The 20,999-nt window shown below is 33.4% G+C and carries 25 protein-coding genes, 1 tRNA gene and 1 pseudogene; 11 read left to right on the top strand and 16 right to left on the bottom strand.

The window, feature by feature from the left end; all coding sequences use genetic code 11:
- Window positions 1-5: 5 nt before the first annotated feature.
- Window positions 6-1,085: a tRNA pseudouridine(55) synthase TruB gene (gene truB / locus AAE962_RS02400; protein WP_343289427.1), complete on the bottom strand. Its 1,080-nt coding sequence runs from the start codon at window positions 1,083-1,085 to the stop codon at window positions 6-8.
- Window positions 1,086-1,219: 134 nt separating this feature from the next.
- Here truB and AAE962_RS02395 point away from each other — a divergent pair, with 134 nt between their 5' ends.
- Window positions 1,220-1,501: a hypothetical protein gene (locus AAE962_RS02395; protein ID WP_343289426.1), complete on the top strand. Its 282-nt coding sequence runs from the start codon at window positions 1,220-1,222 to the stop codon at window positions 1,499-1,501.
- A gap of 105 nt (window positions 1,502-1,606) precedes the next feature.
- Window positions 1,607-1,741 carry a hypothetical protein gene (locus AAE962_RS02390; protein WP_343289425.1) on the top strand — a complete coding sequence of 45 codons (135 nt, stop codon included), beginning with the start codon at window positions 1,607-1,609 and terminating at the stop codon, window positions 1,739-1,741.
- Between the two features lie 52 nt (window positions 1,742-1,793).
- On the opposite strand, the gene ribD is transcribed toward AAE962_RS02390, so the two are convergent.
- A complete protein-coding gene (gene ribD / locus AAE962_RS02385; protein ID WP_343289424.1) occupies window positions 1,794-2,999 on the bottom strand; it encodes a bifunctional diaminohydroxyphosphoribosylaminopyrimidine deaminase/5-amino-6-(5-phosphoribosylamino)uracil reductase RibD in 1,206 nt (401 codons plus the stop codon).
- Window positions 2,999-4,180: a deoxyguanosinetriphosphate triphosphohydrolase gene (locus AAE962_RS02380; protein ID WP_343289423.1), complete on the bottom strand. Its 1,182-nt coding sequence runs from the start codon at window positions 4,178-4,180 to the stop codon at window positions 2,999-3,001. The genes ribD and AAE962_RS02380 overlap by 1 nt, the downstream gene beginning before the upstream one ends.
- Before the next feature lie 47 nt (window positions 4,181-4,227).
- Here AAE962_RS02380 and AAE962_RS02375 point away from each other — a divergent pair, with 47 nt between their 5' ends.
- Together AAE962_RS02375 and AAE962_RS02370 are read left to right on the top strand one after the other, a co-directional pair.
- Complete coding sequence (locus AAE962_RS02375; RefSeq protein WP_343289422.1) at window positions 4,228-4,650, top strand: iron-sulfur cluster assembly accessory protein; 423 nt, start codon at window positions 4,228-4,230, stop codon at window positions 4,648-4,650.
- Window positions 4,651-4,676: 26 nt separating this feature from the next.
- A complete protein-coding gene (locus AAE962_RS02370) occupies window positions 4,677-5,351 on the top strand; it encodes an ABC transporter ATP-binding protein (RefSeq protein WP_343289421.1) in 675 nt (224 codons plus the stop codon).
- 246 nt (window positions 5,352-5,597) lie between these two features.
- Here AAE962_RS02370 and AAE962_RS02365 read toward each other — a convergent pair whose 3' ends face one another.
- On the bottom strand, window positions 5,598-6,296 hold the full coding sequence (locus AAE962_RS02365; protein ID WP_343289420.1) for an alpha/beta hydrolase: 699 nt from the start codon (window positions 6,294-6,296) through the stop codon (window positions 5,598-5,600).
- 134 nt (window positions 6,297-6,430) lie between these two features.
- Between AAE962_RS02365 and AAE962_RS02360 the strand changes: the two genes are divergently transcribed.
- The 3 genes from AAE962_RS02360 (at window position 6,431) to AAE962_RS02350 (ending at window position 9,069) form a co-directional block, all read left to right on the top strand.
- On the top strand, window positions 6,431-7,618 hold the full coding sequence (locus AAE962_RS02360) for a cysteine desulfurase family protein (RefSeq protein WP_343289419.1): 1,188 nt from the start codon (window positions 6,431-6,433) through the stop codon (window positions 7,616-7,618).
- 200 nt (window positions 7,619-7,818) lie between these two features.
- Window positions 7,819-8,532: a Bax inhibitor-1/YccA family protein gene (locus AAE962_RS02355; RefSeq protein ID WP_343289418.1), complete on the top strand. Its 714-nt coding sequence runs from the start codon at window positions 7,819-7,821 to the stop codon at window positions 8,530-8,532.
- Complete coding sequence (locus AAE962_RS02350; protein ID WP_343289417.1) at window positions 8,533-9,069, top strand: cytochrome c oxidase assembly protein; 537 nt, start codon at window positions 8,533-8,535, stop codon at window positions 9,067-9,069.
- Window positions 9,070-9,114: 45 nt separating this feature from the next.
- Here the strand turns inward: AAE962_RS02350 and AAE962_RS02345 are convergent, their stop codons facing one another.
- Together AAE962_RS02345 and AAE962_RS02340 are read right to left on the bottom strand one after the other, a co-directional pair.
- Window positions 9,115-9,267 (bottom strand): hypothetical protein, encoded by a 153-nt coding sequence (locus AAE962_RS02345; RefSeq protein WP_343289416.1) that lies wholly within the window; start codon window positions 9,265-9,267, stop codon window positions 9,115-9,117.
- The gene (locus tag AAE962_RS02340) at window positions 9,252-9,695 is read right to left on the bottom strand and encodes an ankyrin repeat domain-containing protein (protein ID WP_343289415.1); all 444 of its coding nucleotides are present in this window, start codon (window positions 9,693-9,695) and stop codon (window positions 9,252-9,254) included. The genes AAE962_RS02345 and AAE962_RS02340 overlap by 16 nt, the downstream gene beginning before the upstream one ends.
- Window positions 9,696-9,933: 238 nt before the next feature.
- On the opposite strand from AAE962_RS02340, the gene AAE962_RS02335 reads away from it, so the two are divergent.
- From AAE962_RS02335 to AAE962_RS02325, 3 genes are all read left to right on the top strand, one after another.
- Window positions 9,934-10,911, top strand: coding sequence for a quinone oxidoreductase (locus tag AAE962_RS02335; protein ID WP_343289414.1), 978 nt, complete (start codon window positions 9,934-9,936; stop codon window positions 10,909-10,911).
- 599 nt (window positions 10,912-11,510) lie between these two features.
- Window positions 11,511-11,903 (top strand): hypothetical protein, encoded by a 393-nt coding sequence (locus AAE962_RS02330; RefSeq protein ID WP_343289413.1) that lies wholly within the window; start codon window positions 11,511-11,513, stop codon window positions 11,901-11,903.
- A gap of 56 nt (window positions 11,904-11,959) precedes the next feature.
- Window positions 11,960-12,145 (top strand): hypothetical protein, encoded by a 186-nt coding sequence (locus AAE962_RS02325; protein WP_343289412.1) that lies wholly within the window; start codon window positions 11,960-11,962, stop codon window positions 12,143-12,145.
- 79 nt (window positions 12,146-12,224) lie between these two features.
- Here the strand turns inward: AAE962_RS02325 and dapA are convergent, their stop codons facing one another.
- The 9 genes from dapA to elbB form a co-directional block, all read right to left on the bottom strand.
- Window positions 12,225-13,112 (bottom strand): 4-hydroxy-tetrahydrodipicolinate synthase, encoded by an 888-nt coding sequence (gene dapA / locus AAE962_RS02320; RefSeq protein ID WP_343289411.1) that lies wholly within the window; start codon window positions 13,110-13,112, stop codon window positions 12,225-12,227.
- Window positions 13,113-13,121: 9 nt separating this feature from the next.
- Window positions 13,122-13,604, bottom strand: a complete 483-nt coding sequence (gene ssb, locus AAE962_RS02315) for a single-stranded DNA-binding protein (RefSeq protein WP_015588054.1) — start codon at window positions 13,602-13,604, stop codon at window positions 13,122-13,124.
- A 68-nt stretch (window positions 13,605-13,672) separates the two neighbouring features.
- Window positions 13,673-13,746, bottom strand: a tRNA-Arg gene (locus AAE962_RS02310).
- A 12-nt stretch (window positions 13,747-13,758) separates the two neighbouring features.
- Complete coding sequence (locus tag AAE962_RS02305; protein WP_343289410.1) at window positions 13,759-14,547, bottom strand: hypothetical protein; 789 nt, start codon at window positions 14,545-14,547, stop codon at window positions 13,759-13,761.
- Window positions 14,544-15,152 (bottom strand): hypothetical protein, encoded by a 609-nt coding sequence (locus AAE962_RS02300; RefSeq protein WP_343289409.1) that lies wholly within the window; start codon window positions 15,150-15,152, stop codon window positions 14,544-14,546. Before AAE962_RS02300 ends, AAE962_RS02305 begins: the two co-directional genes overlap by 4 nt.
- 4 nt (window positions 15,153-15,156) lie before the next feature.
- Window positions 15,157-16,617: a hypothetical protein gene (locus AAE962_RS02295; protein ID WP_343289408.1), complete on the bottom strand. Its 1,461-nt coding sequence runs from the start codon at window positions 16,615-16,617 to the stop codon at window positions 15,157-15,159.
- Window positions 16,618-16,866: 249 nt separating this feature from the next.
- Complete coding sequence (ispH, locus tag AAE962_RS02290; protein ID WP_343289407.1) at window positions 16,867-17,793, bottom strand: 4-hydroxy-3-methylbut-2-enyl diphosphate reductase; 927 nt, start codon at window positions 17,791-17,793, stop codon at window positions 16,867-16,869.
- 58 nt (window positions 17,794-17,851) lie between these two features.
- On the bottom strand, window positions 17,852-18,160 hold the full coding sequence (locus AAE962_RS02285) for a hypothetical protein (RefSeq protein WP_343289406.1): 309 nt from the start codon (window positions 18,158-18,160) through the stop codon (window positions 17,852-17,854).
- Between the two features lie 136 nt (window positions 18,161-18,296).
- Window positions 18,297-18,995 (bottom strand): isoprenoid biosynthesis glyoxalase ElbB, encoded by a 699-nt coding sequence (elbB, locus tag AAE962_RS02280; protein ID WP_343289405.1) that lies wholly within the window; start codon window positions 18,993-18,995, stop codon window positions 18,297-18,299.
- A 135-nt stretch (window positions 18,996-19,130) separates the two neighbouring features.
- Between elbB and AAE962_RS02275 the strand changes: the two genes are divergently transcribed.
- Window positions 19,131-20,102, top strand: a complete 972-nt coding sequence (locus AAE962_RS02275; RefSeq protein ID WP_343289404.1) for a glycine zipper family protein — start codon at window positions 19,131-19,133, stop codon at window positions 20,100-20,102.
- A gap of 81 nt (window positions 20,103-20,183) precedes the next feature.
- On the opposite strand, the pseudogene AAE962_RS02270 reads toward AAE962_RS02275, so the two are convergent.
- A pseudogene (locus AAE962_RS02270) lies at window positions 20,184-20,668 on the bottom strand (transposase); the annotation flags it as partial.
- Between the last annotated feature and the right edge of the window lie 331 nt (window positions 20,669-20,999).

Here is a 20,999-nt window from a genome sequence, read left to right as displayed (position 1 = left end):
AAACCTCATTTCAAAATATTAAAAACACGAACAGGCTTCACATAACCATGAGTAAAACTGCAAATTGCAATGGGCACATCACCCACTATCTTACAAAAAATATCATAATTCTTTAAACCACGCAAGTTATTTAATATAATTTCTTGACCTTTTCTGATTTTCTCCGCCTCCTCTAAGGAAATTTCAACTTTGAACATCGATTTTAAAGCAGATTCAATGGGGATGATGAAACTTTTTGTATTACCTCCATCATCTTCTGCCATCCCACCTCCCTCTGTCATCCCAGTGTCAAGCACTGGGATCAAGCTTATTGCATCACGAACATTGTTTTTGACATATGCTCCTAGAATCTTTTGTCCATTACATGATTTGTAAGTATTTGTATATCTGGATCCCAATGCTTTACACTGGGATGACATCGGAGAGTAAGTTGTTGTGTTTTTTTTAGTAAGTTGCTCAATTGTCACTGATTCATCTTCCTTAAAATCACCTACCATCGTTCTTCTTAATTGTGTAATATGTCCAAAACAATTTAATGCAATGCCAAGATCCCGAGCAATTGATCTTACATATACGCCGCTACCGCAGATCATAGAAAAATCGGCACTATTATTTATGGTGTCCAAAAATATCATCTTCAGTTCATGTATTTTGACTTGTCGAGGTTTTATATTTACCTTTTGCCCACTTCTTGCTAATTTATATGCTCTTGCTCCCTTGATTTTTACTGCTGAAAATTGAGGAGGAGTTTGTGTTATCTCACCAATAAAATCCTTAATCACACAATTTATTTGGTTATATTCAGGTTTTATAGTGCTAGTTCTAATGATATCACCACCCAAATCATCCGTAGTTGTTTGCTTTCCCCATTTGATTGTAAAATTGTATGCCTTTAAGTTACAAGATAAATACGGTATAGTTTTTGTTGCTTCACCAAGAGCGATCGGTAATATACCTGAAGCCAAAGTATCAAGTGTTCCCAAATGTCCGGCTTTTTTTATTCCAAAAATCCTTTTAATTTGAGTTACAGCTTGTGCAGAACTCATTCCTATTGGTTTATAAAAATTGAGCCAACCATTTATCATATATCAATCTTATATAATTAGTAGCAATTTAGAAAGTAGGTAAAATATTAATTTATTAATAAAATACTTGACTAGTGTGCATTGTTAATATACAATTAACTGTATTTTTAACCTTAATTAAGGAGGGAGTGATTATGAATACAAGCATATGGAAATTAAAAAACATAGCACCTATAACAAAGATGGGTATTGAAGCTACGGTTGCAACTGCATCTTTAGCAACAGCAATAACCATGATATTGGCAATTACTGAAGTAATTGCTCCACCTCTAGTTTTGTTAGTATTTACTTCTGGATTTGGATCTTTAGGGGCTGCTATTATTGGTACCTTTGCTGCAATTGCAGTTCTATCTATTGCCTCTGTATATTTTGCCGCAGCAGCTTATGCTTCATATCAGCAAATGCATAAGAATTAAGAAATAAGTGAAGCTAAAGCAGGCGATGAAACAGCAGCTAATAAAGCTGAAGCAGTTAAAACAGAAGTTGAAGAAAAAATTAAAGATTTAGCTACTAAAGCTGAATTGAATAACAAAGCTGACAAGTCTGAATTGAATAAAAAACTAGATTTAGATAAAGTTAGTGAAGCATTTAAGAGTGCATTAGAAGATTCTACAGTTACTGAAGTATTAAAAACTCAAGGATTTAAAAAAGACTAAATGGTAAAGAGGTAGAGACTTCTACCTCTTTCTTTCAAGAATATAAAAACTACTATAATCTATCCCACATCTCAATAATATCTTCACTCAACCCTATTATCTCTGCTTTTTTGAACTGATAGCACTTGTTAATAGATTGAATCCCTAAATCTCCTATAAAAGGGATGGCATCATTACCTAGAATTTTACCACTACGGCAGATTATCAGCCTGTCGATTAAACTATGCTTCAGTAGCTCTGTGATTAACACTCCTCCACCTTCAACTAATAATCTTGTTATGCCAATTTCTGAAACAAGTTTTGATGCCATGTCTTTTAGGCAGACTTTGCCAGCATTGTTTGAATTAACTACTAAGTAGTTAATGTTTTTTATTTTTTTCTTTACTTCATTGTTTGTAATTACCCAAGTTGAACCTCCTGTCATCCCAGTGCGTGACACTGGGATCCATTCTTCTTCTTTTTTTCTAGATTCCAGCGTCACGCGCTGGAATGACATCGAAAGGTATGCTGTTGGCTCTTTGCTTAAATCATGGTTATATAAGGTATCTGCAGTCTTTGCAATATTATGCTCTTCCTTCAATTTCCCTTGGCTATCGATAATTAGCCTTATTGGTGATCTATTTTCCAGCCCTGGTAATCTGCAAGTTAAGAGTGGATCGTCACTAACAAGGGTATTGCTGCCAATCATAATTGCGTCATATTTTGCTCTAAGCTCATGTATCCAATTTCTCGTATCCTCACTTGTTATCCATTTGCTATCGCCTGTAAATGTTGCGATTTTTCCGTCAAGAGTTGTTGCGATTTTGCAAGCTATAAATGGTCTATGGAGTTTCTTGGTGGTAAAAAAGCCAACATTTAGTTTCTCTGCTTCTTTCTGCATAATCCCTTGTTTTACTTCAATTCCTGCATCTACTAAGGCTTTTATGCCTCTGCCTAAAACTCTATTATCTGGGTCAATTGCTGCAATCACTACCTTTCTTATTCCTGATTTTATGATTTCTGTAGTGCAAGGTTCTGTAACTCCAAAGTGGCAACATGGTTCGAGAGTGACGTACATAGTTGTACCATGAGTTAAGTCTTTAGCATTTTGTAAAGCAACTACTTCTGCATGTGGACGTCCACCGATTCCTGTGTAGCCTTCACCAATTACCATGCCGTCTTTTACAATGACACATCCAACAGTGGGATTTGGTGCAACACTTCCAAGACTTTTTCCTGCAAGTTTTAATGCGATCGACATGAAATAATCATCGGTCATTAGAAAGAAGTCATTTCGTATGAGGTATCAAAAATTCTTCTGTGCTCGTGTATGGCAAATCTATCTGTCATACCTGAGATATAATCACATATTATTACTGAACGCTGAGATTCACAAGCAAGTTTGTTCCACTCTATAGGTAATAACCCTGGGTTTTCATAAAAGCATTGAAAAAGCTCCTGTACTATACGTTTTGCTTTGTTCATTGTTCTGGTCAGTTTATAACTTCTGTATATTTTTTCCATGTTGAATTTTTTCATCTCTTTTGTGGCACTTGCAACTTTTGGTGAAAATGTGACTAGCATTGTATTTAGACCTCTTACATCTTCTACGCTTTTTATTTTGTAGTCTTGAATATTTCTTTCAGTCTGAAAAACGACATCATTTATCATAATTCCTATAGTTTTACTCAGTGATTCATGTATGAGTTTGCTTTGAGCCAATTCTGAATATTTGCTTTTTACTTCTTTGAACATTTTGCCAATTAAAGGAACATCGAGCAAATCTTTGATGGTTACTAAATTCGCCCTGAGTGCATCATCAAGATCGTGAACACTGTAAGCAATATCATCGGCAATTGAAGCAACTTGCGCTTCAATGCTTGAAAATTCTTCAAGTTTTAGATTATATTTTTTGTTGTATTCTAATAACAGCTGATTACTTGTAGAAGACTCCGCGTTTTGACCAAGCAAGGGACCGTTATGCTTTGCAACGCCTTCAATCACTTCCCAACTTAGATTCATGCCATTAAAGTCGGCATGTTTTTGTTCAAGATAAGTTAAAATCCTTATAGCTTGAACGTTATGATCAAACTTATACTTCTCGTTATCAATTTGAACTAGAGCATTCTCACCTGTGTGACCAAATGGAGGATGACCAAGATCATGTGCGAGCGCTATGCATTCAGTGATATCCTCATCTAATCTGAGCCTGCGTGCGATGGATCTTGCAATTTGTGCAACTTCAAGGCTATGAGTTAGCCGAGTGCGATAGTAGTCATGCTCATAATTGATAAAAACTTGTGTTTTGTATCCTAGTTTCCTAAACGCATTAGAGTGAATAATTCGGTCCCTATCACGCTGAAAGCAGCTGCGATTTTCATCTTCTGGCTCTTTAAAATTTCTTCCTTTTGTTTTATTTGGAAAGCACGCGTAACTTAATAGAAAATTATTGTTTGACATGTAAAATTTCTACTATAATAGGTTATCAATAATGAACGGTGGTTGTTATGTCAACAGATTACAATATTAGCTTAACTGACAATGCATTAAGGAAAATCCACTCCCTTGTAGAACAGGAAGGAGATGAGAGTTCTGTTTTGCGGGTTGCAGTTTCAGGTGGTGGATGCTCTGGCTTCAAGTATAATTTTCTTATGGATCAAATAAATAAGAAGACGTATTTGGGTGACGATTTTGACGATGACGAAGATAGCAAGGATTATAGAAGCCACTCCAGTTTTAGTGAAAAAGGTAAAGATATAGTAATTAATGATGAGAATGGAAACCCTGTGTTAATGGTTGATAATTGTTCAGCAAAATTTTTAAATAATTCAACTATAGATTATACTGAAGATCTCAGTGGTTCTGGTTTTCAAATCAAGAATGCTCTCGCTAAGTCTCGATGTGGGTGTGGTAACAGTTTCTCGGTCTAATTCTCCCTCCTGGATCTTTTTATAATATGGGTAGTTGTGTAACACTAGAGCTAGCTTCTGTAAGTAAGAGCTTCAAAAAAAGTCCTGCTATTATAGAAGATATCAATCTGAGTCTTACAAGGGGGCAAGTAGTTGCATTGATTGGTAGTTCGGGATCAGGAAAAACAACTATACTACAAATTGCAGGCCTATTGGATAAGCCAACTTTAGGTGTAGTGACAGTAGATGGAGTAAATTGCACGCAAGCCAGCAATAAATATAAAACTCATGTAAGAAGAAATTTTCTTAGCTTTGTTTATCAATTTCACTATTTATTACAAGAGTTATCAGTGTTGGAAAACGTTATGCTTCCCCAGCTTATTGCAAGAAGAAGCAAAGCTGAAGCAAAAAAAAAATCGCAAGCAATATTAGAAAAATTTGGTCTGGAAAGTAAAGCAAGTAGTATGGTATCTGAAATTTCTGGTGGAGAAAGGCAGAGGGTTGCAATTGCAAGAAGCATTGTAAACTCTCCAAAGCTTTTACTTGCAGATGAGCCAACGGGAAATTTAGACCCAACAAATTCTTTGAATGTGTTTTTGCTATTACATTCATATGTAAAGGAAAATAATAGCTCTATGCTTATAGTAACACACAACTATATCCTTGCAGAAAAAGCAGATCACATTTTTCAGTTAAAAAACCGATCATTAGTAGAGTTGTGAATGGAAGAAGCAATACAATACAAAGCTACCTATAACTTGTACTTATTTAACCAATGATCATTAACGGAGTATAATTCGCATGAAATGCCTTCATTGCTTTTTATACACGGACTCTTTAACTTACGCTGTTTACTTAGAAAGCATCCTGACAGCATAAATATCGCTAAAACGATAAATAATAATTGCCTAAACATAACAAGACTTTTTTTATTTGTATTAATACATTCATTTCTCTCATTTGTAAAGTTAGGCATATTCTTTTACCCTTATCTCTTTTTTAGCTTTCTGAGGAGAAGTAGCTGCACTGTTTAAACGTAGTTTTATATAATTATCTATAATTTGAGCTACTTCCTCTTCTTTATCCCTTAGAAAGTGGTTAGTATCGTCTACTATATGGTATTCCATATGGTTGTTTTTTACCGAATTTATTAACCTTTGTGCTAATTCTGTTACATCGCTTTCTTCTGAAATTGTATCATTATTACTTTGTATTATAAGTCCAGGAACTGGGCAAGGAGAGAGAAAAGAGAAATCGTACTTAGTTGCTGGAAGAGAAAGGGCAACAAAACTTACTATCTCTGGACGGCGCATTGTCAACTGCATAGCTACCCATGCTCCAAAAGAAAAACCGACTATCCAAATTGAAACGTTGTTAGAGTTATGCTCCTGAAGCCAATCAATAGCTACTGCAGCATCAGTTAATTCTCCTATACCCTTATCAAAAGTTCCGGTAGATTTTCCGACGCCACGAAAATTAATTGTCAATGCAGAAAAGTTATTATCGATAAAAGATTCATATATAATATGTATAATCTTACTATCCATACTACCACCATATTGGGGATGGTGATGTAAAATTAGCACAACCGGTGCATTGGCATCTTTGCTTTGATGGTATCTACCTTCTATCTTTTTTGTTGAATTATTTAAAAAGACTTCTACCATGATGACTCCTAATAAAAACCTGTTTTGACAGGGATTGATAATGCAAATTCTTTATCAATTATGTATTAATTTCGCTGTTTTTGCAATAAATTTTTATCGTGTTAAAGTTAACATACATAATTGGTTGATGGTAAGTGACAAATAAGCCTGTGAGTTTATTCTCCCTGGAAGATAGTAGTTACGTGTATGCTGATTATAATGCAACTGCTCCAGTGAGTAAAAATGTAAAAAAAAGTATACTTGAGATTTTGTCAAAACAAACACTAAATCCATCATCGCTGCATAAAAGAGGACAAGAAGCGAGGAAGATTCTTAAAGAGGTAAGAGATAACGTACGTGATGCTCTTAGCATTCCAGATGATAAAGAAATAGTTTTTACGTCTGGTGCAACTGAAGCAAACAACCTCGTCATGAGAGGAATGAAAGGCTATCTGCATATAATTTCAGCTACAGAGCATCCTTCAATTCTTAATTCTGCATATAATCCACATATAATACCCGTTAATCAAGAGGGTATTGTTGACTTTTTAGAGCTAGAAAAAATTCTAAGCGAACTTGAAGGGAATAAAGTAATAATTTCAGTGATGATGGCTAATAACGAAACTGGAGTTATCCAGCCTGTTAAGGAAATAGCTAAAATTGCACATAAATTCGGGGCAATCTGTCACACTGACGCTGCTCAAAGTGTTGGGAAAATCGAATTAAATATGGAAGATTTAGAAGTGGATTTACTTACTTTATCTGCTCACAAATTTGGTGGTATAGCAGGTAGTGGAGTTTTAATATTTGACAAAAAGCTTGTAATAGAACCTACTATAATAGGTGGTGGGCAAGAAAAAGGATTGCGTGGTGGTACAGAAAATATTATTGCAATAGTAGGTCTTTCTGCTGCATTGCAAAACATTCCAGATCTTCTATCAAAGATGGATGAAGTAGAGAAGCTGCGTGATCAATTGGAGTGTGGGTTATTAAGTCTTGTCAGTGATATCAAGATCTTTGGCAGAAATTCTAAAAGATTGCCAAATACAAGTTTCATTTATATGCCGAGAGTGAAGAATGATCTGCAGCTCATGCACTTTGACTTAAATAATATTGCAGTCAGCAATGGTTCTGCATGTTCTTCTGGAAAAGTTGGATCTTCTCATGTTTTGCTTGCAATGGGAGCAACAAAAGAGCAAGCAGAATGTTCAATTAGAATCAGTATAGGTCCAGAGGTTAAACCGCGAGACATAGAAAAAATAGTGGATTGTTGGTATAGTGTCTATAAGAATAATGCTTTAGTAAATGCAAAAACTACTTTCACCATTCCCCTTAAATCATGATAGAGGGGATGGTGAAAGTAGTTTCTATTGCCAGAGGTTGTTATAATAGTTACATGCTGATGAAACCCGATTTGCTTATAGTTATGGAAGAAATTCTCTAATTGCATACCACACCATTCAATTGTAGTATGTAATTTTATACTTGATAAAAACGCTGTATTGTATTATAATATATCATCAAGAGATAATGAGGAGTACATATGTCTTATATGAAAAACGAACAGGATATTCGCTCTCAGGGCGTTTATTATAGTAGTGGACTCAGGAGTTACCTAACTAAAGTATACAATTATATGGCTTTAGCTTTAGGTGTTACAGGGCTTGTTGCGTTTTTAACAGTGTTTTCTGGTCTTTTTCAGGTGATTCATTCTAATCCAGTCCTGTTGTATACAGTAATATTTTCTCCACTTGTACTAGTGTTTTTTGTATACCCTAAAATTCTACATCTTAGTGTTCAGTCTGCATTCACCATATTTTTTGCGTTTGCAGTATTAATTGGAATGTCTTCATCCTATATTTTCATAATTTATACTGCAGAAAGTATAGCAAGAGCATTTTTCATTACATCAATCATGTTCGGCTCTATGGCTTTGTATGGTAACATCACAAAAAGAGATCTAACAAGTATGGGCTCTTTTTTGAGAATGGGAGTCTGGGGATTAATTATAGCATCTATAGTGAATTTGTTCCTTGGAAGTGGTCCACTCGATTTTGCAATATCATTCATATCGGTGATAGTGTTTACTTTAAAAACTGCATCTGACGCTCAGAGAATCAAGGATGTTTATTACAAGTATAATGATGGTTCAGAAGCTGCTACTACTAAGCTGGCAATACTTGGTGCAAATAGTCTTTACCTAGACTTTATCAATATATTTCTCAGTTTGCTCAGGTTACTTAATAACAGGGACTAAATGTTCTCCTTTTTAAGGAAGAATAACAAGAATTCTATAGTTTTCTTTTTAGTATCTTTAGTGGTATTGATGCTGTGTCTTGCATATGCTTCGGTGCCATTGTATAGCATCTTTTGCAAAGCTACTGGATATGGTGGCACAACGAGAAAAGCAGCTAATACAACAATAAATGCAACTGACCAAAAAATCAGGGTCCACTTCAATGCTGATATAATGTCCGATCTACCTTGGGAATTTAAATCAGAAACTAACTACGTTGATGTAAACATAGGAGAACAAAGTTTAGCTTTTTATTACGCAAAAAATCTATCTGATCAGCCTTCATTTGGAATGGCGGTGTATAATGTTACGCCTTTCAAAGCAGGTAAGTATTTCAATAAAATTGCATGCTTTTGTTTTGAAGAACAAATGTTGCTACCAAAACAAAAAGCAGCTATGCCAGTATCTTTCTATATAGATCATGAGATATTGCTTGATAACAACACAAAAGGTTTAAGTGAAATAACACTATCGTATACGTTTTTTAAGCTTAAATAACAAACCTTTTCCTATTGTGATTAAAATAATAGTTATGCAACAGGTCTATTTAATTGAGCAGCGGCTCTTATTTACTTTTTGCACACTGACTACTTGTGTTTCAGTGCTTGGTATAATCAATTCCCATCCTTCATTATTTGCTTCACAAGCATTCCAGTACTCAGTTAACTCTTTATTACTTTTTATATAGTCTGGCATTTTACTGTGAGGTTTTTTTCTAATGTATGCTCAATTAGAATTTTACAGCAATCCTTGCATTTCGTTGACTTATCTCTACCATATAATTTAGCAACATAGTCTAAAGCGGTATTTCCACCATAGTTTTCATTTGGGTGATCATTTACTCCCGCTTTTATGAGAGCTTTTAATATATCTGGAGAATGAGTCAAAGCACAGGTATGTAAATATCCTTTTTCGTTTTGCACATTAGCTCCTGCTTTTATTAAAACTTGCGCTAGATTTGTTAAAGTGTACGGTTTATAATTAATGGCAATGGAAAAAAGACTATCTATTGGAAAGCCATCATAATCTTTCAAGTCAAATTTGTGATTAATATCAAAGCCTTTTTTTTCCCAAGAAGTATATAAATATTTACAATGGTCTCCTTTTTTATCTGATCTTTGCATTCCACATTTTAGCCCTTCTTTTATTTTTTTATTATATTGTTAGCATTTAAATCATCATCTTCATCCACTTTGCACAACACATTGAATAAAACACCATAAAGCCAAATTTCTCTGTTCATCATAATTTGTGCCTCAAAACTACTAACAATACGCTTATGTAGTGTATAAACACTAAATAACATTTTACAAAATATTAATTGCTAGATAACATAATTAAAGTTTTTGTCTTACATTTATCATGGTTAGAGCTATACAAATTAAAAAAACTGGGGGGCCAGAAGTATTAGAATTTGTAGATAATAACATAGGTGAGCCAAAAGGCGAGGAAGTCTTAATACGTCATACAACTATCGGCTTAAATCATTATGATTTAGAGCACAGAAAAGGTATGCGCATAATTAAAGATCTGCCATCAGTACTTGGAGTAGAGGCAGTAGGAGTTGTTGAAAAGCTTGGTAAAAAAATTAGTGATGGACTTGAGGTTGGAGATAGAGTTGGATATTGCACAGCTCCTACAGGAACATATTGTGAAAAGCGCATTGTACACCAGAAATATCTGATAAAAATTCCGAATGATATATCTGATGAAGTTGCTGCTGCAGTGCTGTTTAAAGGTGTGACAGCTCACTATTTAGTTAATCAATCTTATAAAATTAGGCCTGGTGCTTTTGTGCTAGTTCATGGAGCTAATGGTGGTTTGGGGCAAATAATATGTCAATGGGCAAAAGATAAAAAAGGTATAGTGGTAGGCTCTGTAAGCTCTGACGAAAAAATGAAGATAGCTTTACAAAATGGCTGCACATATGCAATAAACTACAATGATAAAGACTTCGTTTCTAAAATTATGGAGATTACGAAAAATATAGGAGTAGGTGCAGTATATGACCCTATAGGTTACGCTACAAGCAAGCTTTCTTTTGAATCTTTATCTAAGTTTGGCATATATGTTTCCTATGGTCAGATATCAGGTAGCGCTCCTCTTAGTTTTTCTTTACTTAGCTCGCGTTCGTTATTTGCAACAGGAACTTCAATCTATCATTATAAGCATGATAGATTTATATTAGCGCTTACTGCAATGGAAATCTTTGAGATGATAAGAAAAAAACTTTTGATTGTACGGATCAATAAAAAATATAAATTCGATGAAATAATAGAGGCTCATCGTGACATGGAAAATAGAAAAATAAGTGGGCTAAATATCATCAAAGTTTCTTAAAATAAATTAGTAACCTAAAATAATTATTCATTAAGTCATATCAACAAGAATTTCGTATGGTTAATTCTCTTTTTGGGAAAGTTAAAAGCATACAGCTGAACTGACTGAGATTTTTAACGGACTAGTTTGAAAAACTTGTCATTCTGCTACTCGTTAGTGGCGTGGTAATGCGATGTTTTATCTATAGATATTATGTTCACAGTAGTTTCAAAAGAAGCTGAGTAAATAAGTTATATTTCAAATTAGATTTGGTGTCACATCTAACATTATAAGTATTATCACTTTAATAGTATATGGAGCTGTTATTTTTCTTTTAAATGAATGCTTTTTTCTGTTTTACAATAGTTTTAGAGTTGAGGTTATAGTACTTAGAAAGTTTACATTCCTTTATGAATTGTCTCTGTTGTTCTGATATATCCAGTAATCATAAGTTCTCCTTTAATGGCATTTTGTTCTCATGTTTTATATACCATTACACTCTGGGACCATACATATAAGGCTAAAGTTTGCTGAAAGTCAATTAAAATTACTTAATAAATTGACTATATAAACTAAAAATGCTAGTATTATATTATTAATTTTAAGTAAGGGTACATACTATGAGCTATACAAGAGAACAGTTAAAAGAGGCGAGGCAAGCAAAAAGTAACCTAGAAAAGAACATTGGATCAAAACTAGAACTAGCAGCAGGCACAATAGCACTAGGAATGGGTGCTGTTACTGGGGCTCTTGCAGGTTTAGCTCTAAGTTATGTTAACTTGCCACCTCTCATTGCAGGTGGAATCATTGGTTCTGCAATGTTATTAGTAGGCTTAATCAAGGCTTGTTTTTTCTCAAAAACTACAAATCTCAACGATATACCAGAAGGCATGTCCAAAGAACATGAACAAATTTTGAGAGAATATAGCAACAGCGCTGAATATAAAATTAAAAATTATGCAAATACTATCAGTAGTATTGGTGTTTTTTTTTTGGAGTTGGAGCAGGACTAGTTGCTCTTGGTTTTACATCACCCGCAGCTATAGGTGCTTTAACTTTTGTAGTGAGTGTGATTGCTTGTATTCCTTTAAGTTTCTTAATTGATAAAGCAATTGAGAGCTTTTTTCCAGAAGGAAATAGACAGCCAGGTAGTTCCGTTTATGGGGAGATATACAAAGGAAATAAACAGCCAGGTAGCTCAGTTGATAGTGATGTGAAAATTGTTGATGGGGATGTGTGCAGGAGAGTATTTTAAGAGACGATAGATAGAAGTTTTTGAAGAGGATTTAGCCCATTTTTTTGTGTTAAGTATAATTGAATTATCAGCTCAATTCCTAATCTTGCATAGCTAGTTGATTTTCCCATCCAAGAATCATTTTATTAGCTTGCCTCAATGTTTCAATAGAAGGCAAATCTTCTGCGCTGAGTGGTAGGCGGACAGTTTTGTGTTCTATGAGCCCAATGTCATGCAAAAGTGCTTTAGTAGGTATTGGATTGCTGGCAGTAAATAGAGCTTTGCAAGCTTGTTGCCAACTGTCTGCTTGAGGGTTCTTGCCACTCATGCATTGCTTAACATATTTATGTACTACACTTGGCCAAACATTGGCAACAACAGAAACTAGACCAGACGCACCCTCAGCAGCTATATCGGATATCATATTATCATCTCCACAAAATACCTCAATATTTGGAACAACTTTCTTATACTGAGTTAAAGTATCAACAGTTCCACTTGAGTCTTTGATAGCCCAAAATTTTTTATGGTCAGATAAGTTATGTGCAGTTTCAGGATGAAGATTTATTCCCGCTCTTGATGGAATATTGTAAAGCATTGCTGGTACATGTGCTTTTTCAAGCAGCTTTTCAAACCATAAAGTCTGTCCCATGATTCCGGGCTTTGTGTAAATGGGAGTTGTCATTAAATAACCATAAATAGGCATATCCTTGCAAAAATCAAGCCATTCAAGAGTCTGATATAAATTCACTCCTGGTACACCAATTATAATTTTCGTATTGGATTTTAGCTCACATACAAATTCAACTAATGTGTGCTTTTCAGAATCAGTAAGTGATAAGCTTTCACCGGTGCTACCTAGCAACACTATACCATTTTCAGCTTCAGCTTGTATTGTAAGCAAACACTGCAAGCTTTGGTAATCTATACTATCTCCATTGCAATTAAAAGGAGTAACACAAGCAGTCCATAAAAATGGAGATTTCAATTGAAGTTATTAAAATGGTATTTCATCATCGATTAGTTCGTCTTTTATATCGTTGTCAAAACTTCCGTGTTTATCTTTTTGTTCTGTTTCATTTTGTTTGTATTCACTTGGCTTGTAATCAGAGTTTGACATACTGTTTCGTGAATCTAAAAGGGTAAGGGCACTATTAAAGTTGTATAGCACCACCTCTGTTGTGTACTTTTCAGTACCATTTTGGTCAGTCCATTTTCTAGTTCTCAGAGAGCCTTCAACGTACACTTTACTACCTTTCCGTGCAAAGTCTTTAACAATTTTTACTAGTCCTTCACTAAAAATTACAATATTATGCCATTCTGTCTTTTCAGAGCGAGTACCAGAAAATTTGTCAGTCCAACTTTCAGACGTGGCTATTGAAAAACTTGCCATCTCTTTTCCATTTTGTGTAGTCCTAATTTCAGGATCTTTTCCTAAATTACCAACCAATATGACTTTATTTATAGTACCACTAGACATAATTATGCTTTAAAATAAATCTCTTTATTATCTTATGTGAGAGTATTATTGTCAAATTTAATTAAAAACGCGCTTGGAGGGATTCGAACCCGCGGCCTTTGCCTCCGGAGGGCAATGCTCTATCCAACTGAGCTACAAGCGCAGATGTATTAGATTATTTAATAGATAAACTATCTAAATCAAATTTTTGTTCTGGATAAAGCGTAAACATAATACCTCCATGTCCAAAATGTACATTTTTAGAATTGCTTATCCGTTCTTTTGTTATCTTTTGGTTTATAGCCCATGAAAAAGTTACATAATTTTCAGTTACTGAGTGCACTTTTAAATCCTTAGTATTTATAAACAACTTTCCATTTACCCATATTTTCCATGTATCCGGGGAAAAGTATAAAATTGAATCTAAACTGACTACTTTACAATTGAAATTTTCTTCCTCTGTAACTCCTGAAGACTGTAAGTTAAACTTTTCCATCTCACTAACTATTCTATTAACCTGCTCTTCATCAAAAAAAATGCTTTTTATGTTACCATATTGCGATAAAGTACTCTCTGCTGCCTCTTTTATTATATCGTCTCGATCTATATAATAATTGTTGATAAAAAAACACTCCTTCGCACGCAAATTTGCTATATCAATAAAGTCATTTATTTCTTGATTTCCAACTTTTAAAATACTTTTTAAGTACTTCTTTTCTATAATCATTCCATTATTGGAATGATGACAGACCATTTCATCATTGCCTTGTCTTTCTATATAGACACATAAATTTTCACTATTTAACCCTAATATTTTATGCTCAATAAAATCTTCATTACTAATATGCTGTTGGCAAGAATATTTTTTACAAATCCATATATTTTCTACAAGATCTTCGCAATTGCAATATGAACTAACATTAAAAAATAGCAGCGTAAAAATAAAAAACAACTTTATATTCATTTACTTAATATGGTATACCAATCAAAAACTATACTAGCTCTCACTATCTCTATCATATTACCACTTAAAATCTGGTTTATAATTGCAGCATCTATATTTCTCTGCTTATTCAAGGTAAGAGATCTGATCATAACATAACCAGGCAGATTTGGAATAGACTGTAGAAAGAAAAAAATATGCTTATCGCTAATTGAGCTTAAACTTAGAACCACTTCACTTCTTATTACTTTTGTGCGTTCATTTTTACCGTGGAATCCGGCTTCTTCAGGTATAGAAATTGATATTTCAGGTTCTAATATGTAGTATCTTTTATATAGCTTGTTAAGCTCAAAATTTAAATTTGCAATATATCTACTACTATGCAAATTTGAAGAAGAAATTCTTTTCCATAAATCTAGATTTTTATTTAGAATAACTTCCTTTTTTTGAATTTCAGTAATCTGTAAGTTAATAGAACGTATTTCCTCAATCGCAACTTGATTTTTATTATAAACCTTCTTGTTATAGATAATAAAGCACGTTGATAACCCTATTAATACAATAGATAACGATAAGTAAGATATAAAATGAATTGCGGCTTTTCTTTTTAATTGAGAGATAATCATCAGTTTACATTGCCTCTCCTATTTCAATATCAATAGATAGATTTTTCTCTTTAGTAGTAGGTAAGCTAGAAATACTAACATCATGGGTACGAAAATTATCGTTTAAGTTTTCCTGTAGTTTCTCGTATTGATAAGAAATGTCTTTACCAGATTGAAAATTAAACCTTAAAGTTGTGGTAATATAACTTTTTGCCTCATTATAATTCCACTCAAATAATTGAAGCTCTACATCTGGTACTTTTAGCTTTTCTACATACTTAACTTGTGTGAGAGGAGAGTACTCTATTTTTGATAAAATATTATTGATATTAATAAAATCGTAAACTTCATCTATCTTTTTTACATTATAGCTTTTGCTAAGTTTTATTAGTTTGTTATTTAAAGCACTCCGCTTTGCAGATAAATTATCACCAACATTAAAATTTGAATACAAATTTCGCAAACAAAAGGCGTTAATTACAACTAAAACCAAGAGTAGGTATAGAAAAATTTGAGGAGAATTTAAATAAAGATAATTAAATAGATAAAATTCTTTAGTTTCTTTTGTGTTAAAAATATTTATTGGCTTATTCTTAAAGCTATGGAACAAAATTGTAGTATCACAAAAGCTATCTTTTTCGCATATAGCTAATTCTGCTACCAATAGTTTACCTAGCTCATATGGAGTCAATATGTTCACACTATTCTCTGAAAAATTTATAACTGATAAACTAGATTTAATAGCTTCTGATACTATGATGCAAAGGTCGATAGGGTCATTTTTTTCAAATCCAAACTTAGTTAAAGATTGAATTGTATTTTTCACTTCCTGATATATTTCACCAGCAATGATTCCTGGTAAATTATCATTAGTAAATGGTATTAAACGTGTAAATATCATTTTGTTCTCTTTAAGAACCACTTGTCTATAGCCACCTGTTTTAGTTGCAGCAACTATAATTTTCCAGTTACTAGGATCTTTGTGTAGAATCTTTTTTGCTATACTGACTAGTTCTATAGGAAACATTAATATTCCTTTAAAGTTAGAGCCTATTTCAACAAACACGTCCAACCAATATTCTATTAAATGATTTGCTTTCGATGAAACAAATAGATACCACCAGTTTTGATTAAATTTATTCGGCTTTTCGACCAAGAGAATAGAATTTATATCGTTATTATGAGCAAAATGCTCTACTTTTGTTTTTGCTGATAGATAAGCACTAATCCTATTTACTCTTGGGATAGACTGTAGCAAATAGTTCTGATCAGTGTGATTGAGAACCAGATATAATGGTGCTTTTTTATCTGATGAGAGACATGAAATTAAGTCAGAAACAACTTTATTATTTTTGTCCTTAGCAAAATATCTTTTATTTAAAGTATCATTTTTAAAATATAGTAACATTGTGCCTTCTTTTCCTATAGAAAGCATAAACTTACTTTTGGGTTTTGACCCAAACATATTAACAAAGTGTATACTCATCTAGAATTAAAAAGGTAATTTATTTAAATTCATTAAACATTAGATGACAATATTACTTATATTATAAGTTTTTGATAAAATTAGTAGTAATATTAACCCTTTTGTATGATGAAGGTTTTTTATATTTGTGCTAGACACAACTTAACCTGACAAACGAGGATTAATTATATCTCAGCTTGATATTTTATTCTCCAATAGACTGAAAATTGAATTGAGCTAAAGACTTGATTTGACGCACGTTGTTGCACATTACCATTTAGTATACTTGAACTGAACATTTTCAGTGAATCCATCTGGCATGACTGAAACTTTTGTATTCATATTTATTTTTAAGTAATTTACTAGCTCATCAACTAATATATCAGGAGCAGAAGCACCTGCAGTAATTCCTATTTTTTCTGTGCCCTGCAACCAATTTTTGTTCATACATTTATAATTATCAATCAAATAGGCTCTTTTTCCTGTGGAAATGCACAGGTCTAATAAACGGTTTGAATTTGAACTGTTTTTGCTTCCTACAATTAACACTACGTCTGTAATTTTAGCCAATTTTTTAACAGCGTTCTGCCTATTTTGTGTTGCATAGCATATATCTTTTAAGTCGGGACCTGTAATGCTTGGAAATCTGAGCTTCAGTGTAGCAATAATTTCTTTGGTATCGTCAATACTTAACGTGGTTTGTGTTACATAAGATAAATTATCTGGATCTTTGATTTGTAAATTGTATACGTCTTGCATAGTTTGCACTAGAGATATAGGATTACTTACTCTTCCTATAATTCCTTTAACTTCTGGATGATTTTCATGTCCAATTAGAATTAATTCTTTACCACTATCCTCATACCTTTTTGCCTCTTTATGTACTTTGCTAACTAATGGACATGTTGCATCAATCACTTGAACACCCTTTCTTTTTGCCTCATCCTCTATACTTTTCGACACTCCATGTGCGCTAAAGATCAATATTCCTCTATTGTCTTTAATGTCTTCTATGCTGCTTACAAAAACCACTCCTTGTTTCTTGAAGTCCTCTACTATATACTTATTATGAACGATTTCGTGTAGTACATAAACTTGGCGTTCATTTTTGTATTTCTCTAAAGTCATTGCTAATATGTCTACAGCTCTTTTAACCCCTGCACAGAAACCGCTTGGTTCAGCTAAGATAATCTCCATTTTTTAAGTAAGTATGTAAACATTGCTAAAAAGCAAGCTCCGCTCACTATGTTTCATATCATGACTGCTTTACTATAATTTCAAATTTATCATTACCAAGATTCTTATTAATATACCAGGAACCGTCATCTTTAATTACAAATTCAGGACCCTTGAGGTCTCTTGTTATTGTCCTTCCATCTTGGTCATCTATGGGAATATGGATATCGAATGTAACGATGTCTAGATTTACTATAGCTTTTTTTTCACTGTCTGAATTTAGACTAAACTTGCCTAACATGACATCATTAAAACTCACTTTTCCTTTATAAGTATCACACTGACCATCTATACAACACTCACTTTCAATATAAAAAAGATCTGACATATTTACATCTATAAAAAAAGAACTAAACTTACATACTAAATATAACTTACCCTTAATAAGCAATTACAGATTACTTTGGCTACAGCAATAATGCAACTGGAAGTATAACATAATTAATTGTATAAGAAACTACACTTTAGAGAAATGGTTGTTTGGTTTTTTTATTAATTTTTTTCACCATACTGTCAATCATGTGTTTTATTCCTTGATATACAGAGTGTGTACTTTCGTCACTACGCATATAAGCAGAGCAGGAAAATATATTATGCTTTTCGTCTTCTATTGATAGCTTTGTATCGCATGTTATATGTTCGCCGCCGAGCTTCTCTATCAACTGGTCTTTGTCGTCTCCTATAGTTACCTTAATCTTACTTTCTTCTTTACCTATCTTGCTATTTAAAATTAAAACAATAATGGCTGGAGATATACATATAGTTCCTATTGGCTTTTTTGCAACAAAGAACTCTGAGACTAATCTTTCAAACTCAGGCATTACTGTTTTATTTTCAGCTAAGTCAGATAAATTTTTCGCAACTCCATATCCACCAGGTACGACTAGCATGTCAAAATTTTCAGCTTTAGCTTCTCTTAAATCATTTATCTCACCTCTTGCAATTCTTGCTGCTTCTACAAGTACATTCCTTTTTTCTTTTACTGCTTCTTTTGTTTTGTGATTCATAACTTGTGTGATATAAACATCAGGAGCAAAGCACGTGACTTCAACTTCCTGCTGATCAAACACAAGCAGAGTTAAGACTGCTTCTCTCACCTCTGTGCCGTCGAGGTGGCCGCATCCTGATAAAACCACAGCGGCTCTTAATTTTTTCTCACCCATAAAATACCTTGATTTCATATAATCTAGGTATTGTAATACAAATTCCATATTTGGAAAGGAGTAATTATATCATATTAATTATATTATAATTAATATGATATAATTAAGCATATTTATAATTTATAGGAATTGAATATGGTACAAGGTGGTGAAGTAGATACTGGCAACAGTGAGTATCTTACACAAGGTGTACTTGAAATTATTCAGGGAAGTAAAAAGTTACAAGAAGAAGAAAAAAATTTTCTGGATAAAAATAAAGATTTAAAAGATCTAGATTTAACTGAAGAGGAAAACGTAATTCTTTTATTAAGTAGTAGGAAAAGCGAAGAATTTTTGGCAGCTATGTCAAAAGCATTATCAGAAGAAGAGAAATTCAAAAAACTAGCTGAGCAAGTTGGTAAAAATCGAGTAATGGAGGAAAAGCTTGAAGCTTTAGGTAACCAACTGTTAGCTCAGGGGGTAATAAGTGGAGCAGCAGTTACAACACTAACAGGTGCACTAGCAGGTACATTGGCAATAGGAGGAGTGACTGGTGCATTAATTGGTGGTGGGGCAGCATTCGTAGGGTTTGTAGCACTAGTTGCTATTGGTTATGCTATATATCAGAATAGAAGTGAGATAAAAGAAGGTGCAATTGAATTCGGAAAAGCAGTGAAAAGTTTTGTGAAAGATGTGATCGATGCATTTGCTTGGGAAAAGACTAACTTCTCTAGATTACAGAAACAGTTCGTTCGCGATATGGTATACTCTACAGACAATGAAAAATCAAAAGAGGCCCAGAATAAAATAAGGATCATAGAAATACTTAAAAATGAAGAGCAACGATCTGCTATAAAAGGGTTAATAGAGGATGGAATCATTCAAGATTTTTCAGAAAAAGATATGACAAAGCTTGTGGAAAAAGGTGATAGTACTCATAAAGAGGATATGCAGAAATTGCTAAGTTTGATGCAAGATTTTCTACCTGCAATTATGGTCATTGGTGAGGGTAAAATAGAGAAGGTAGAAGAAATTATTAGTGAGAAAGCTCAGAAAGTGAAGCCAAGTCCTAAAGTAGAGAATCCAAGTTCTGAACGAGTTAGTGGAGAAGAGAAAGGAGTGAATTGATATATTTGAAGAGCATTTTGATGTGAAAATTACTATCGAAAGGGTGGCACGCTACTTTTTGGGAGTGTTCAAACCGGATTTTTAGTTCAACTCAATTTTTAATCTATTAGGAAAGAAAATATTGAGCTGAGAGATAGTTAAAAGGCAAAGCTGTAGTCCATTTTTGCTCTGTCTTTTTATAGCACAATATACCAACTTGTACAAGCTGGTAAAAGAACCTTTGGTTTTAGCAAATTTTCTTCCTCGATAGAATTAGTGGAGCCGCCTAACTGGCCCTGAATACTAGACAAATTTTTCCAATTGTTTTGCCACGATTTTATGACCAAAGGATATTTTTCACCCATCAGCTCAAGCAAATAATTTTCAGCGATTTCTTTACTTGAAGCACGATATATTTTTTTTAATCATTCATGAAAGTTTTTACTACTTCAGTGAATTTCTTATCTGATGTACAATACATTTCTGCTTTAGCTATTTATAGCTGCAGGAAAACTTTTTAACACATGCAATCAGAATATCCTCTACTCCTCTCTCTCTTTTAGGTCGTTTAACACTTCTAACCAGAACCTCACTTTCAGCTTTTTCTTGCTTTACCATATCTCTTCCCCTCTTGTCTCTATCTTTATGTATTAAGCTATATAACTCAAAATCTTGATAAAATGCAGAAAAGTTTTTTTAATTTCAGCTCCATCCTCGAAGAGTTAGAAAATAACTTTAAGCAAGTTAGTCAGAATTTTTCTGACGTAAAGGAGCAAGTTTTAAATTTAGCTGTCAAATCTGAAGATTTGGTAGGCAAGTTTCTTAATTATCACCCGAATATGTGCATAGTATAAAATTAGCTTGATAAACTTCAAGAGCTTTGCCCATGAAATCAGTGTGCTTCTTGAAATACAATAT

It is taken from the genome of Wolbachia endosymbiont of Encarsia formosa (assembly GCF_039540065.1).
Lineage (GTDB): Bacteria > Pseudomonadota > Alphaproteobacteria > Rickettsiales > Anaplasmataceae > Wolbachia.
Note: the sequence above shows the minus strand (reverse complement) of the source record. Positions and strands in the feature narration are given on the sequence as shown.